The sequence below is a fragment of the Algoriphagus winogradskyi genome, assembly GCF_900182815.1.
GTDB lineage: Bacteria > Bacteroidota > Bacteroidia > Cytophagales > Cyclobacteriaceae > Algoriphagus > Algoriphagus winogradskyi.
The window spans coordinates 274,574-289,433 of sequence record NZ_FXUA01000001.1 but is presented as its reverse complement, the minus strand read 5'-3'; the positions used below and the strand labels follow the sequence as shown (position 1 = coordinate 289,433).

The 14,860-nt window shown below is 36.8% G+C and carries 17 protein-coding genes; 9 read left to right on the top strand and 8 right to left on the bottom strand.

Annotation, left to right across the window (positions count from 1 at the left end; all coding sequences use genetic code 11):
- Positions 1-31: 31 nt before the first annotated feature.
- A complete protein-coding gene (locus tag QOL76_RS01295; protein ID WP_283411214.1) occupies positions 32-1,471 on the bottom strand; it encodes a sensor histidine kinase in 1,440 nt (479 codons plus the stop codon).
- 187 nt (positions 1,472-1,658) lie between these two features.
- Between QOL76_RS01295 and QOL76_RS01290 the strand changes: the two genes are divergently transcribed.
- The 5 genes from QOL76_RS01290 to QOL76_RS01270 all read left to right on the top strand — a co-directional run bounded on the left by QOL76_RS01290 (position 1,659) and on the right by QOL76_RS01270 (position 5,032).
- Positions 1,659-1,811: a lmo0937 family membrane protein gene (locus QOL76_RS01290; protein WP_283411213.1), complete on the top strand. Its 153-nt coding sequence runs from the start codon at positions 1,659-1,661 to the stop codon at positions 1,809-1,811.
- A 180-nt stretch (positions 1,812-1,991) separates the two neighbouring features.
- Positions 1,992-2,234: a hypothetical protein gene (locus tag QOL76_RS01285; protein WP_283411212.1), complete on the top strand. Its 243-nt coding sequence runs from the start codon at positions 1,992-1,994 to the stop codon at positions 2,232-2,234.
- Between the two features lie 132 nt (positions 2,235-2,366).
- Positions 2,367-2,741 carry a response regulator gene (locus QOL76_RS01280; RefSeq protein ID WP_283411211.1) on the top strand — a complete coding sequence of 125 codons (375 nt, stop codon included), beginning with the start codon at positions 2,367-2,369 and terminating at the stop codon, positions 2,739-2,741.
- A gap of 6 nt (positions 2,742-2,747) precedes the next feature.
- Entirely contained in the window at positions 2,748-4,160 is a 1,413-nt protein-coding gene (locus QOL76_RS01275) for a sigma-54-dependent transcriptional regulator (RefSeq protein WP_283411210.1), read from the top strand.
- Positions 4,161-4,543: 383 nt separating this feature from the next.
- The gene (locus tag QOL76_RS01270; protein WP_283411209.1) at positions 4,544-5,032 is read left to right on the top strand and encodes a Dps family protein; all 489 of its coding nucleotides are present in this window, start codon (positions 4,544-4,546) and stop codon (positions 5,030-5,032) included.
- A gap of 107 nt (positions 5,033-5,139) precedes the next feature.
- Here QOL76_RS01270 and QOL76_RS01265 read toward each other — a convergent pair whose 3' ends face one another.
- Both QOL76_RS01265 and QOL76_RS01260 read right to left on the bottom strand, forming a co-directional pair.
- A complete protein-coding gene (locus QOL76_RS01265) occupies positions 5,140-5,757 on the bottom strand; it encodes a 2OG-Fe(II) oxygenase (protein WP_283411208.1) in 618 nt (205 codons plus the stop codon).
- A 254-nt stretch (positions 5,758-6,011) separates the two neighbouring features.
- Positions 6,012-7,040, bottom strand: coding sequence for a sugar phosphate isomerase/epimerase family protein (locus QOL76_RS01260; RefSeq protein WP_283411207.1), 1,029 nt, complete (start codon positions 7,038-7,040; stop codon positions 6,012-6,014).
- A gap of 144 nt (positions 7,041-7,184) precedes the next feature.
- On the opposite strand from QOL76_RS01260, the gene arfB reads away from it, so the two are divergent.
- Positions 7,185-7,616 (top strand): alternative ribosome rescue aminoacyl-tRNA hydrolase ArfB, encoded by a 432-nt coding sequence (gene arfB, locus QOL76_RS01255; protein WP_283411206.1) that lies wholly within the window; start codon positions 7,185-7,187, stop codon positions 7,614-7,616.
- A gap of 78 nt (positions 7,617-7,694) precedes the next feature.
- Here the strand turns inward: arfB and QOL76_RS01250 are convergent, their stop codons facing one another.
- From QOL76_RS01250 to QOL76_RS21255, 3 genes are all read right to left on the bottom strand, one after another.
- Positions 7,695-8,072, bottom strand: a complete 378-nt coding sequence (locus QOL76_RS01250) for a hypothetical protein (protein ID WP_283411205.1) — start codon at positions 8,070-8,072, stop codon at positions 7,695-7,697.
- Between the two features lie 97 nt (positions 8,073-8,169).
- Complete coding sequence (locus tag QOL76_RS01245) at positions 8,170-8,991, bottom strand: PAS domain S-box protein (RefSeq protein WP_283411204.1); 822 nt, start codon at positions 8,989-8,991, stop codon at positions 8,170-8,172.
- Between the two features lie 117 nt (positions 8,992-9,108).
- Positions 9,109-9,339 carry a ribose-5-phosphate isomerase A gene (locus QOL76_RS21255; RefSeq protein ID WP_377919191.1) on the bottom strand — a complete coding sequence of 77 codons (231 nt, stop codon included), beginning with the start codon at positions 9,337-9,339 and terminating at the stop codon, positions 9,109-9,111.
- A gap of 534 nt (positions 9,340-9,873) precedes the next feature.
- Here QOL76_RS21255 and QOL76_RS01240 point away from each other — a divergent pair.
- Positions 9,874-11,124: an NAD(P)/FAD-dependent oxidoreductase gene (locus tag QOL76_RS01240; RefSeq protein ID WP_283411203.1), complete on the top strand. Its 1,251-nt coding sequence runs from the start codon at positions 9,874-9,876 to the stop codon at positions 11,122-11,124.
- Between the two features lie 91 nt (positions 11,125-11,215).
- On the top strand, positions 11,216-11,557 hold the full coding sequence (locus tag QOL76_RS01235) for a zinc ribbon domain-containing protein YjdM (protein ID WP_283411202.1): 342 nt from the start codon (positions 11,216-11,218) through the stop codon (positions 11,555-11,557).
- A 57-nt stretch (positions 11,558-11,614) separates the two neighbouring features.
- Here QOL76_RS01235 and QOL76_RS01230 read toward each other — a convergent pair whose 3' ends face one another.
- Together QOL76_RS01230 and QOL76_RS01225 are read right to left on the bottom strand one after the other, a co-directional pair.
- The gene (locus QOL76_RS01230) at positions 11,615-12,796 is read right to left on the bottom strand and encodes a retropepsin-like aspartic protease (RefSeq protein ID WP_283411201.1); all 1,182 of its coding nucleotides are present in this window, start codon (positions 12,794-12,796) and stop codon (positions 11,615-11,617) included.
- A gap of 88 nt (positions 12,797-12,884) precedes the next feature.
- On the bottom strand, positions 12,885-13,811 hold the full coding sequence (locus tag QOL76_RS01225) for a ThuA domain-containing protein (protein ID WP_283411200.1): 927 nt from the start codon (positions 13,809-13,811) through the stop codon (positions 12,885-12,887).
- An 80-nt stretch (positions 13,812-13,891) separates the two neighbouring features.
- Here QOL76_RS01225 and QOL76_RS01220 point away from each other — a divergent pair, with 80 nt between their 5' ends.
- The gene (locus tag QOL76_RS01220) at positions 13,892-14,860 is read left to right on the top strand and encodes a DUF6807 domain-containing protein (RefSeq protein WP_283411199.1); all 969 of its coding nucleotides are present in this window, start codon (positions 13,892-13,894) and stop codon (positions 14,858-14,860) included.

Sequence of the window (14,860 nt, the reverse complement as noted above, 5' to 3'; positions counted from 1 at the left end):
TGAAATAAGCATTGTACTAACTATTTCGATATTAAGTAGTGATAAAAGGCAGTAGTATATTAAATGTGGCACCCTCTGAAGGATTACTCTCTGCAAAAATTACTCCACCATTTTTTTCGATGATTTTGCGAGTAATGGAGAGTCCGATTCCAGTACCTTCATAATCTTTCTTCCCATGTAACCGTTGGAAGATAGAAAAAATTCGATCTGCATACTCTTTGTTAAAACCAATTCCATTATCACTTACTTTAATCAAATGATATTTCTTTTCTCTGGTTAGGGTTGGGAATTTTTTTACAAGATCAAGACCAGCCTCTTCAGCGGTAATCGATATTTCAGGATCTGTGTCAGGTTTAGAGAATTTAATAGAGTTTGAAATAAGATTTTGAAACACTTGCCGGTACTCTGTCTCAGCCCCGTATACTTTAGGTAAATTGCCTAGGGTTATTTTTGCAGATTTATCTTGAATGGCTACTTCTACGTCTTCCAACATCTCTGAGATGATTTTTGAAAGTTTTACTTCTTTGATCTGCTCATTCTCTATTTTGCCAGCTCTACTGTATTCTAAAAGATCGGTAATCAACCGTCTCATCCGAATAGAAGCTGCAGTGATGCGGTTTAGGTATAGTTCTCCATCTCCCTCCAGTTTATCTGCATATTGTTCCTTCAAGAGATCAGAAAACGAAGTGATTTTACGCAAAGGTTCCTGTAAATCGTGTGAGGCTATATAAGCAAACTGTTCTAGTTCCTTGTTAGATTCATCCAAGAGGTTTATCTGATCTTTGAGTTTTTCCTGAAATATGATTCTATCATTATCAGCAACTATTTGGGCTTTATTGTATTGGTAGATTGAAAAAAAAGTGACTAATCCTATCGTAATGGAGAAAAGTGAAATAAGACCTACAATAAACGGTAAGGCGTTGATATTATTGATTAAGTTTTGGTTTCTTTCCTGAAAAAGATTGTTTTCAACGTCATTAATGCGCAATACTACATTTTTGATCATTGAATAGCCATTCAGTGCATTACTGGCTTTGCTAGGGTCTAAAAACCCCTCCAAGTTCCCATGTTCTTTAAAATAGGCAATGGTAGCCTCAAAAGTCCTTACTCTGGCATTTATTAAACCTCTTAGTTCTTCAATATTATTCTGTTGTACACCATTATCTAATGTCAAATTCTGCAATTGGGTTAACAGAACGTCTGCATTAATTTTGGATTGCCTATAATTCGTTAGAAACTGTTCATTCCCGGTGATGACATACCCTCTGATGTTAGTTTCTCGCTCTAGAATACTTGAATACAGTTCGTTTGTTCTTTGAAGTACCTCCGAAGTGTGCATTACGGCATTGGTGTAGAACTCTATTCTTCCAGCTGTCCAATAGGAAATAGCACTGCCGACTACAATTAGAATAAGAGTAACGATAGAATATATTTTTACCTGACGGATAGATGGTTTTTCTTTCTTTGCCATTTAGATTTTCCTTGAATTGGGGAATTTATTACTCAAAAACCCCGGGCGATTATTCTTAATTTATTATTCGACTGTGATAATAAGGCTAATTAGCGCATTTGGAGACGATTTTAAATTTTTAATTTAAAAAGGCATACCACTTGAGTTAAATGATCTAAACTATTTAACCAACCTAAACAACAAAACTATGAGTTCTTTATTGTATTTCATCGCAGTCATTCTAGTTATTGGCTGGCTAGTCGGAGTCTTCGCTTACAGTGCAGGCGGATTAATTCACGTATTACTAGTGATAGCAGTTATTGCGGTAATCTTCAGATTGATTTCAGGTAGATCAGTTTAGAGTAGAAGACGAAACGAAGACATCAATTATTATAAAGGTCAAATGAAAACTCATTTAAGATTTGACAGTTATATATAAGCAAAGGGTAGAAGTTTTAATCCGATTGCAAGGAAAGCAAATCTTTGAAAATTAAAACTTCGAAAAGAAAGAAAATATTTAACCTCTAAATTTAAAAACACAATGACTAAATCATCAGTAAATAAAACACTTTGGCTAAGCGGACTTCTTACAGGAGCATTGGTAGGAGCCTACCTATATAAAAATAAGGACGATTTTGGCCCACAAAAAAAGAAGTTAAATAGCCTTCTGGGTGACTTTCAGTCACTTCTCGGAGATATGAAGACTAAGTTTTTGGAAGTAAAATCTGAAGGTGTGGATGCTACCAAATCCGCAATTCAGTCAGCAAAAGATAAAGTGAAGTGAAAATAGGTTTAGAATTAGAAAAGGTGCGGCGTGTTGTTGCACCTTTTCTTACATCTTTCCATTTGAATAATTATTACCTGACAGTTTAAATGAATGTATCTAGGATAGAGGGGCTAAGAAGACTATGTGATGATGAATAAATTGATATTAGTTATAGATGATGAGGCGGAAATCAGGTCTCTTTTATCCAGATTTTTGGGCAGAAAAGGTTTTTCTGTTCTTGTAGCAGGTACACTCAAAGAGGGTAGAAAATTATATAATGATTCTAAACCTGAATTAGTATTCTTGGATGTCAATCTCCCTGACGGGAATGGATTGAACGAATTGAAGCATATTAACTCAAGTAAATTTCACTCGAAAATAATAATGATGAGTGCCTTCGATCACAACGAAGTGAAAATGGAAGCCATTCAATACGGAGCATCGGACTTCCTTAGTAAACCTTTTAATATTGCTCGATTGGATCAGGTGGTCCAGACCCAGTTAACAAACACCTCCAACATCTAACAAATCATGGCTAAAATACTCGTAATAGACGATAACATAGATATTTGTCAGCTTTTAGAAAGATTTCTGACTAAAAAGGGATATGAAGTAGAAACTACGATTTCCGGTAAAAATGGACTCGATTTGGTCAAGAAATCATTTTTCGACCTTATTTTTTGTGATTTCAAGCTCAGAGATATGGAGGGAAGAGATGTGCTAATGAAAGTTAGAGAGATATCTCCAGGTACTCAAGTAGCAATTATTACAGGCTATGCCGATGTAAAAATTGCCGTTGAAGTCATTAAAAATGGTGCATTTGACTACGTAACTAAGCCATTGATTCCTGATGAGATCATCAATCTCATAGAGCGCGCCTTAGCTGCGTCGAAAGCAAGTAAGTCAAATACACAAACCTTCTCAAAAGCGAACAACCTTAAGAAGGATTCAAATTCCAAATCTCAAAATTCTGATTCTAAATTTCTCAAAGGAACGGGGGCTGAGTCAAAAAAATTATACAAAGAAGTAGCCTTAGTAGCTCCTACAAGTCTCAGTGTTGTCATTTATGGCGAAAGCGGAGCAGGTAAGGAAAATATAGCGCGTACTATTCACGATCAAAGTGAGCGTGCAGGTAAACCATTCATTGCGGTAGACTGTGGAGCATTGACCAAAGAGCTTGCAGGTAGTGAGCTTTGGGGTCATGAAAAAGGAGCTTTTACTGGCGCATTATCAGACAAACCTGGGCAATTTGAATTGGCTGATGGTGGGACGATTTTTCTAGATGAGATCGCTAATTTATCCTATGAAACTCAAGTTGGTTTGCTCAGGTTGGTTCAGGAGAGAAAATTAAGAAGGATAGGGGGGACTAAAGACAAATCAATTGATGTAAGGATATTGGTTGCCTCCAATGAAGACCTTCGCAAGGCAGTTTCAGAAGGAAAATTTAGAGAAGATCTATACTTTAGATTCAATGAGTTCAGTATTACTGTGCCTCCATTGAGACATAGAACGGCAGATATTGAAGCATTTGCTTATCACTTTCTAGAGTTGTCAAATGCTGAATTGAATAAAAAAGTATTTGGTTTTGAAGAACAAGTGATGGATGTATTGAAAGAATATCCTTGGCCTGGAAACTTGCGCGAAATGCTCAACGTAATCCGAAGAGCAACTTTATTGACAGATGGCGGTAAAATGTCTGTTTCGGCACTACCTCCGGAAATAGTCTATTCTCAGAAGTTTAATTTCGTAGATTCAGATTCAGAAAGTTCAGATTCAAAGCCGAACAGAATGCCTTTAAATTTGAAGGATGCTGCAGCTGAAGCTGAAGCTGAAGTCCTTAAGAAAGTACTAGAAGAAGTGAAGTACAACAGGACTCAGGCTGCTAAGCAATTGGGGATAGATCGAAAAACCCTCTTTAATAAAATGAAGCAATACGATTTATAAGCAAATCACTCCTTGCGGCCCGGACCTAGTTCCGGGCTTTTTTTTGCTATTTCCAATGCCATCCAACTGATGACACCTGATTTTTCACTAGCCTCAAACTGAAGGCTGGCTTCTCCTATTCAACTACTGCAAGGAATAGTCTATTGTTCAAAAGCTTAGCTAATGAGCCAATTTTTCAACGGAATGGGGAATTTTTTTCAAGATAAATTTTGTGCTTATGAGATTACACGAGTGCCCTTATCACAAAAATTTGTTTTATGAAGCGAATATCCAAACACTAGTGCTGTCAATGGTCAAAATACATATGATCATTTGGAAGCCAGGATGATGGCATGCCTCTTGGATGATTATGAGTATAATTTAAATCTAAAAACAGACTACATATGAATACTTCTAAAGCAACACTTGCAAATCACCTGAAACTGGATAATAAAGCAATGAAAAACGTTTCAGATAAAATGAATGACTTGCTTTCTGATTACCATATTTTCTATCAAAATGTAAGAGGGTTTCATTGGAATGTGAAAGGTGAAAACTTCTTTGACCTACATGTGAAATTTGAAGAACTCTACACCCAACTCTATGAGAACATAGATGAATTGGCAGAAAGAATCGTGACTATTGGTTTTAAACCATTGCATGCTTATTCTGATTATTTAAAAAATACTATTCATAAGGAGATCACCGATGTATCTGATGGTGACCAATGTGTAAAGCATGTAATTGACGGCCTTGGAAGTCTTGCACAATCCCATAGAAAAGCTGCTAAAGCAGCTGAAGAGGCAGATGATATTGCTTCCGCAGATTTGCTGACCAGATTTGTAGGTGATATTGAAAAGAGAATGTGGATGTTTACCATGTTCTCTAAATAGGACATAAGAATAATAAACCTAAATAGTAAAAAAACCGCAGCAAGAGTTGCGGTTTTTTTAGGCCTTTAGATTTTTGGGAAGACTAGTATTAGTCTGGTTTTTTTGGTTCAATTCTTAAACCACGCGGCTATACTTTTTCTTTCTTTAGTAAAGGAAGGATGCACTTCATGCTCCATTTCATCGCTGCGGAAAAAGACGATCCTACCTCCAATGGGGGAAATGTTTTGTGGCACTCCTTTATCAGGATACAGGGAAAGCATTCCCCCATCATTCTCATTCCATTCCGTATTTAAGTAAACGATGATTGAAAATTTTCTACCCTTCTCACTTTTGAACTGGTCCAAATGACGTGTGTAGAAACTCCTTTTTTCATAATTTGAATAGTGACTTTCAAAGCTTTTGATGGAAGTAAAGCAGGTCTTATTTAAGTGCTCGATGAATTTGCCCACTTTCTTTAAGTAAATGACCTCAAAAGGATTAGTGCTGTTTTCTTGAATCCAGTTAATTTTATCACCTCTTATTTCCTTGCTTTGCTTAATATCGAATGCATTGCCAACTCCGGCAAGCTTTAATTTTCCTGATTCGGATAAGCGTTGAATTTCCTTTCTAAGTCCTTTGACAGTATTAGGGGATATGAATTCATCACTACAGCCATATTTATGCTCTATAAGCCCTTGAATCAACTCTTCGAATTGATTTCGCTCTAGAATTTCTTCCTCGTCCATGATGCACTACTTTAATTTTAGCCAAGCACGTTGAGTATCAAAATGAGCTTTTGGTAAGTACGCTATAATAAACCCAATTCAATCTTATTTAGGATAAATCATCAGGACTATTTGGTATAAGATGTCTGTGTATTCAAGCGGGATTAAATCCCTTCTTACTTAGACTAGCTTAGGCATACAAAAAGCGGCGGTTATTATTACCGCCGCTTTAAAAAGTAGTTTAAAAACCGAGTATGGAAAATATATTCGCTAGGTTAAGTTAATGCTTTTTCACAAAATTCTACACATCTCTGAACTTCTTTTACAGCGTCAGATCCTTCAGGAATTTTATACTCTAACTCAATGGTAGCCGGGAACTTATATTTATTTTTTGCTATGAGTTTCAAGAGCTCCGGAATAGGTGTGTCGCCCGTACCCCAAGGTAAATTTCCTTTACCATTTGCGGGGGTTGTTCTGTCTTTTGTGTGCATGCTTAGGATGCGGTTATGCTGCTTTTCGATTAGAGGGATGAGATCTGTATTTCCTGCAGCGATGTAATGCCCAGCATCTAGGTTGAGACCGTTACTTTTACTTTGCGCTAACGCTGTATCCCAAAAAGTAAAGGTCTCCTGCTCATGTCCATGGTAGCCTACGGACATGTTATATTTATCACCTAATTTCCCTAAGCGAAGCGTATGTTCGTCATTAGATGGGTGCTCTAAGGTGACATGGGTTGCACCGAGAGCTTTTGCAGCTGTCATCCCATATGCGATTTCTTCATCAGAAGCATTTCTTCCAAAGGCACTTGGCTTAAAGGCATAGATACTGACCCCAGCATCCTTGTACATTTTTCGCATTTTCTCAAACGGCGCTGTGCCAACTTTGCTTCTCCATTCTGCTACTTCTTTCGAATAGGATTCTATTTGTGCATTCAAATCAGCAAGTTTTGCTTTCTCCTCTGCTGTGAGTTCTTCACCCTTCCTTTGCTTGTTTCTAAGTGGATTCAAATCCCGCATATTCACATTATTTACTGGTTTCCCGGCAAAGGACTCAGCAGGGTCTCCCATGAGTTCTATTGCAGAAAGACCTGAATCCACCACATATTTTAGGGTAGCTTCGGCACTTTGATCAGGCATGGATCGGAATGAGTAAGTGATGCAACCCACTTGAACACCATTGATCAAAGAGTTAGGCTTGTTAAATGACTTAATTATAGCTGGAGCACCTTGTAGCCAAGATGGAGCTAAAGCAAGCCCACCAACTCCTAGAGCAGATTTTATTAGAAATTCTCTTCTATTTTTCATGTAATTTTTGGGTTTCAGTGTCATGTTGGACTTCAAATTAGTATTTACTTTCTCTTTTCTGCTTAAAAGTTTACACCTAATTTTATTTTCGGGCTGATTGGTCAAATACTAATTTAAATATACCCGCTGATTAAATGGGAAGTAATGGAACACGGTGAGAAAAATATAGAGGTTAGAATAAAAGGGGGATATTTCCTGAATGAACTTCAGTTTATTACCTCGAGAAGCGGTGGTGCTGGAGGGCAAAATGTGAATAAAGTCGAAACCAAAGTTCAATTGAAATTTGATATCCCTAATTCCAGCCAGTTAAGTGTCGAAGAAAAAGCAATGTTATTAGAGAAATTGCGAACCAAAACTGATCAGGAAGGTGTCTTGCAACTACAGTCTCAGGAAAAGCGGTCACAGATTCAAAACAAAGAGCTAGTAATTAGAAAGTTTGAAGATTTATTGCGAAAAGCATTTTTCAAGAAACGAGTAAGAAAGGCAACTAAGCCTAAAAAAGGAGCAATAGAAAAGCGACTTAAAGCCAAAAAAAATCAGGCTGAAAAAAAGGCTAATAGAAGCTGGAAAGAATAAATAAGGAAGTTTTCAGTCGCAGTATGCAGTCTCAGTGAGGCTACCTAATGTGATCCGTCTCGATTTAACTAGTAAGTTTTAGAAATCTTTTATTAGGAGCGTATAATTCTTCGTAGAATCAGGTTTATAGATCTGAATAGGGTAATTGCCACTAGGCGTTATTATTCGCAAAGAATAAAAAGGAGCAGGATTTATGACTACTATATTTTCATCTTGGCTATAAAGAAGCTTGTTGTTTTTATCTATGTAGCCTGGAAACCCCTCAAAACTTTCGAATTTTTTATTTTGTGTAGATCCTTCAAAAAACACCGTGTCTTTCAAAACTTCCAATCTCTGAAGGTTATCATAAGATGGTAGCGTCAATTTGAAATCGTATTTCTTTGGATTTGTAACCTGAGAAAGTGCTGGGATGATAGAAGCTACACTGAGTAAAATGTATAAAAATAGATTTTTCATAGTTTTTGAATTCAATAAAAATATTTGTCGATGTTTGCTTCAAATCTACGATGAACAATATATTTAAGTTTCAATCTATTTGATACTGAGTAGTTTGCTAATTCGAAATCATTTTGCGAGAAATATCTTTTAATGCTTTGTCTAACTCTTCTCCGGACGACTTGAGATGCCTTATCAACTCGTTCTTCTCAGCAGGATTAAGGTTCACTTCTTGGGTTAATTCAATAATTCCAAGGATCCTGGCTAATGGGGCCCTAACTAAATGCGATTGATCAGAGGCTAATTCCTGGAGCTTTTTGTTTTTGGATTCAAGTGATCGTAAAAATCTCTCCTGCTCTGTGATATTTTGAAAGGCTGCCAAGTAACTGGTTTTGTTGTTTTTTTTGTCTTTCAGTACAATTCCATAGACCTTAATTATTGCAGTATTTCCTTTTTTGTCTTTGAGGTACTTATTAATTATAAACCCGCGATCAGGATTGTTTTCTTTGATTTCTAGCATCTTTTCGAGGTCTTGATCCAGGTGTTCTTCGGGAGTAAAATCAATTACACTTTTTCCTATGACCTCCTGATCTGAATAACCAATAATCTGCAAAATATTTGGGCTGATATAGGTGAATTTACCCATTTCATCTACTTTGAAAATTCCCAGATTTGGGTTGGTGAAAAGTAACTCTAATTCCCGTTTCCCGGCACTGATTTGATCGTATAGTCTTTTGATTAAATAGTAAAGAAGTAACCCAGTAAGCAAAACATAAAGAACCCCTTTTATCATCTGGAATCTTGACATTTCCTGAATGTCGTCACTAAAAATGCTGTTTATCAGAATATCACTAAAAAATATCCAATTGACCCCAACTATCATGTAAATGATCGTGATGGCCCAAGGCTGATTAATGGAGAATTTATTCACTTTTTTCATGATACTTAATCAAAGGCCATAAATCTTCGGTGGCTTGATATTTTACCGCTCTAAATAATGAAGTTAATTTTTATTTTGGGATCAAAATTGATTTAAAGTATTCAGAAATACCATTTTTCAAAAATTAATAGTTTGAGTACTATCATTTTTTCCGATGATAATAATAGCTGTGAAGCGGATGAATAATTCATGGGAATTGGCACCAAAGATTCTGTCCAGTGTGTTAGAATGTCGAAGAGGTTCCTCAATGTGCTCAAAGTCAATATCAAGCGTCCAGTTACCTTGATCGGCTAATAAAAATTCCCCTTCCATTTGCCGAATAGTATAAGCAGTTCCTAATTTCTCAATCTGATTTTATACTGATTAGGATGCAAAGGAAATTATTTCCGGTGGAAAGTGAAATGTTATTACTCACTGCTTTACTTATTCGCTGTATGCTGATAAGATTGTCTGCTTTTTAATCGTAGCGTGAGTCTGCTTTATAGGCGGTAGATTTTTTTAATAGCTAAAGGTAAAAGCTTAGCTATTTAGAGAAGTTGTATGACAAACTGCTAATTGATAGTGCTACGGATTCATAATTTATCTAGTGATGAAAGCATGCTCTGTTTAGCTAAAAACCAGTCCTGCGTGGTGGATATTACATTTGAGTTGGTCAAAAGAGTGTTTTTGAACGAAAGAAGCTTTCTATTGGTGGGATTTAGTTCAATTTTCAGGTTCAAAAAGTCGGCAAAATAAATGTTGAATTTTAGATTAGCTTTATTTCGGAGATGACAAGATGTAAGTTAATTACTGCTGTTTCCAAACAATGCCTACTTGAACTGGTTAAAATTTATATCCTTACCAAAAGCTGTTTGTGTAAGTTTTTACAAAGAAATCCCATAGATGAAAGATCAAAATATATACATAATTGGTGCAGGTGTTGCAGGTTTAGTCGCTGCAATTGAACTCGAAAAAGCTGGATTTTCACCAATTATATTGGAAGGAAGTGATAGCGTAGGAGGTAGGGTGAAAACAGATTTAGTTGACGGTTTTCTTTTAGATCACGGTTTTCAGGTGTTGCTTACGGCTTATCCTGAAGTGAAAAGGTACCTTGATCTGTCAAAATTGAATTTGAAATATTTTGAACCAGGAGCGGTTGTATTTGGAGAAAATGAGACGTTTATTATTTCCGACCCTTTACGTAATCCACTCAAGGTGGTTAGTATGGCTTTTTCTCACGTTGGTAGCTTTTTGGATAAGGTTAAGATGTTTAATCTTACTCAAATGCTTAAAAATAAATCGATTGAAGATATTTTTAATGAACCCTCTATCACTACCCATGAATACTTGATTGACTATGGGTTTACGGATCAAATAATTTCTAACTTTTTCAAGCCTTTTTTTAGAGGGATATTTTTGGAAAAGGACCTAGAAACCTCCTCCAGAATGTTTGAGTTTGTCTTTAAAATGTTTTCTCAAGGACTAGGTGGGATACCGGAAAAAGGTATGATTGAGGTTCCTAATATGCTCAAAAATCAATTGACTAAGACAATATTCAGGTTTAATACCAAAGTAACGGACGTCCTTGGGCAAAATATCCAATTAGAAAATGGTGAAACGATAGAAGCCGATAGAGTTATAGTAGCCACTCAGCCAGATAAGTTCATGAGGCAGATGGAGGGGCAATTTGCTCCTTCAAGGTCGGTGATTACCTTGTATTTTTCACTTCATAAATCATTTATGAATAGAGCTATGTTGGGCTTGATTCCTGGGGAAAATCACCTGATTAATAATATGGTGTTCATGAGTGATGTTTCATCAGCTTATTCTACTAATGGTAGAGCTTTGCTTTCTGTTTCAATTTTGGATTCTGACCTGAAAGAGAAGGAGTTGATCAAAGCAGTTCAGGCAGAGTTGGAGTCTATTTCTAGAATTAGTGCGGAATATTTCAAGTTTGTGAAGGCATATTATATCGATTATGCAATTCCTACAGTAGAAGATATGAAAGGCACTATTCCATTTACCGAAGCTAAGATTTCTGATCACGTATTTTTAGCTGGAGATTACCTATTGAATGGCTCAATCAATGCAGCCATGGCTTCTGGGCGAATTGCAGCGGAGGCGGTCGTACATAGCTTTACTCCAGTTTATTGAAGTCGCTGCAGAAGTATTTTGATTGGTAGGTGGCGGGAACCAGGTTTGAGGACGTATATCCCCTGTTGGAAATTTGTTTTATCTTCGCGCCATGGAAAATATACCTCCTTGCCCAGCCTGCAATTCGCCGTATGGCTATGAATTGGATGAAAAGTTGATCTGCCCAGAGTGCAGTTTTGAATGGACTCACGGTGAAGTTGAAGAAGAAGTTGAGGAAGGATTAGTAGTCAAAGATTCGAATGGAGCTATTTTAGCAGACGGAGATTCTGTGACGATAATAAAAGACCTTCCAGTAAAAGGGGCTCCCAAACCAATAAAAGCAGGTACAAAAGTAAAGAGTATTCGCTTAGTAGAGGGTGATCACAATATTGACTGTAAGATTGATGGATTTGGCTCTATGGCACTGAAAAGTGAGTTTGTGAAAAAAGCCTAGAGATTTTCGATTTCGGATAGTTGACTTCAGATTTCGTGAATTAGGGTAGGTGATTAGTTACAAACCTGAAGTAGGTTCTTGCGCTTCGTAATTATAGATTACTTCTCCAGAGTCAGATTGGAATACAAACTCAATGTTTTTTTGTAAATAGAATTCTTCCCAATCTATTTTTAGTTGATCACATTTTGATAAAGAATCCAGTTTAAGATTATTCACTTTCTTCAAAACGTGGCCTAACCTCACACCTGCTTGAAAGGCTTTCGATGAGTCTGGTACTTGAGTGACTTTGTATTCATGGAACTGGAAATCCAAACGAAAACTATAATCCAAAACGGAGTTATCGTATGGTTTTATATAAAAATCATTCTTCACCAAATCAAGAACTACTATTGCTTTAGCTAAAATTTTTGGGCCAATAATGGATTTATTATTGTCGTAAGTATCAACCAAAACGTTTGTTATGTTTAAGGTGGCTACACCTAGGTCAGGTAAACGGAATCTGTAGTTTATAGTGTCTCTTTGCTTCCCGAAAGCTCCATATCCTTGATTGATTATCAAGGTGTCTTTTATTGACTTATTATCTAATGTGCTATCTTCTATCATTTTTAAAAATGAATTTTTATCAATTCTTAATAGATCGTTTATTGCTCCAGTATCGAAAAGTGCGGTAACTATTTTTGTTGAATCAGAATAGGTAATTGGTATATGAGGTCGCTTTGATCCGTTATAAAAAGTTAGCTTTACAGGGCTACCAAAGTTTTCATTTAAATATGAATAGTCACTAGAAACAGTTAACTCTTTATTTGCCAAATCTATTTTCACTACTTTTCCTTTGAAAAATTCCAGGCCCACAATCCCGTCAAGTTGAATATCACAGAATATAAAGTTTTGAGGTAGAGTAGTTACGCTCACCTCGACATTTTTAGAAATTATGGTGGATAATTTTAGCTCTGGTATAATGGTTTTAATGACAATTGAACTGTTACCATAAAAATCGACAACGTATTGGCTACCAGTGCCTTTTATATTTAATTTTTCTTTAATTTTTGGGGAAATTACAGTTGGCGCTCCTGTGTCAAACAAAAAAGTGTATGTTTCTCTTTCAATTTCTACCTTAAAAAGGATAGAATTTCTAATTACTTCAAAGGGAATAACCACAGGTACATTCCTAACATATTTGCTATAGAAAAATGCAGCAACTGCCAGTATAATGGTAGCTAAAAAAAGTCTTTTAATCATTGATTTAAAAATTAGAAAAAAAGCAGTGAATTTAATCTACTGTGAGATTTGGTCCACTGCTTTTTGAAAACTGAATACAGAATACTGCTTACTTACCTATCGGCGTTTCATCTACTTTCACATCTCCAGCTACATACTGAAGTGCGTCTAGGAAATAGGCAAGAATAGCAGAATTTTCAAAGCTTTGCGCATTGTGAGAAGTTGAGATATACATTGCTCTACCTTTACCGTCTTTTCTGATCCAAGAAACATAAGTTTTACCGGAAGTTTTCTCCTGACCTTTTCTTTGACCTTCGATTTCAGCGTTGTTGAAATAGGTCAGCGGATGGAAATCCAAGTCATCATAAGCGCCTTTGTAGAAGTATGGCTCATCCACATGGTTATATCCTTCAGCTGGAAGGGACTTAGTCAATGGGTGAGAAGGATCTTCAATTCTTACCTGGAATGCCTGCTGCTTTGTATGATAATCGAAGCTGCCTCCGGTTAGTTTTGAAAACTCCATGGAGTTATTTAACATGGTATTTCCTCCATGTACAACGAGAATTCCGCCTCCTTTTTTCACGTATTGGATGATGTTATTCTCCAGCTCGTTTGCTTTTTTCCATACGGCTACGCTATCCATCGATGCATCTTCGCTGAATACATCAACAAATAGATTTCTGTACTGAGGCTTAGAGTTAGTGTTATCAAATACGACAGCATCAAATTCTTTCAACTTGTCTTTTTCCATCATAGCGATGTCAGTACTTGTAGTCACATCAAAGGCGCCACTTTTGTCACCGAGGATTTCAATCATTGCAGCAGTATGTGGGTTTACCCAGTGCCAAAAGCCTGTATGAAGCGAAAACACCAAGATTTTCTTTTTCTTTTTGAAAGGGAAATTGGCTTTTTCAGGTGCTAAATCTGTGATTTTATCTTTCCAAGCTTGATCCAAAGGGATCTCTGTTGGGTTCTGTGCAAGAGTGAAATTAAGGGATGCTAGGAAAACGATTCCGTAGATAATAATTTTCTTCATGGGGTAATTAGATGAACGGGTTAGTCGATAATTTAGAATTCTATATCTTTAAAATTCGATCCCAATAACCTGAAATTTATATGATATTCAAAAGAATTTTCTGCGTACCAGTGATTTACCTATGTTTAATGGTATCAGTGTTTGCGCAAAAAGTGGAGTTAAAAGAGACATCTAGCGGAATTGATTTCGTGATTGGTAATCAGGCTGTTCTAAGCTATCAAACGGCTGTAGCAGACGTGCCTGAAGGCATAAAAAAAGATTTTGCAAAATCTGGGTTTATTCACCCGCTAAAATCCCCGTCGGGACAAGTTCTTACTAGAATTCAACCAAAAGACCATTATCATCACTATGGAATCTGGGGACCTTGGACACGTGCCACCATCAGTGGTAGAGAAGTAGACTTTTGGAATTTGGGAGACCAAAAAGGCCGAGTAGACTTTTCTCATGTGCTATCTAAAAAAGTAGCGGGTGGTGCAGCCGAACTCAATGTTCGTCAAAATCACCTTGATTTGAAAGCTCCCGAATCTGAACGGATAGCTATAGCAGAGGATCTTCGCATCAAGGTAAAACCTGCAGACAAAGGTCGATATATGGTCGATTACACAAGTACAATTGAGACTAAAATACCTGGGGGAATCTTACTTGATGATTACCGATATGGCGGAGGCATTGGTTTCCGTGCTACAGAGCAATGGGGAACGGATAACAGTTCTGTTTTAACCTCCGAAGGTGATACCAGAAAAACCGCGGATGGAACAAATGCAAAATGGATCATCGTACAGGGAGAAACTGATGCTACATCGGGAGAGAGTGGGATCCTGTTCTTAAGTCACAACACGAATAAATCTCACCCAGAACCTTTACGCGTATGGCCAGAAGATAATTACAATGGAATAGGTAATGTCTTTATAGAATTTACCCCGATTAGACATGAGTCTTGGGAGCTTTTACCCAACAAACGATATACATTAAAATACAGAATGATTGTCTTTGACGGTAAGATGACTGCAGCTGAAGCAGATGCTTACTGGAGAGCTTTCGTGAAATAA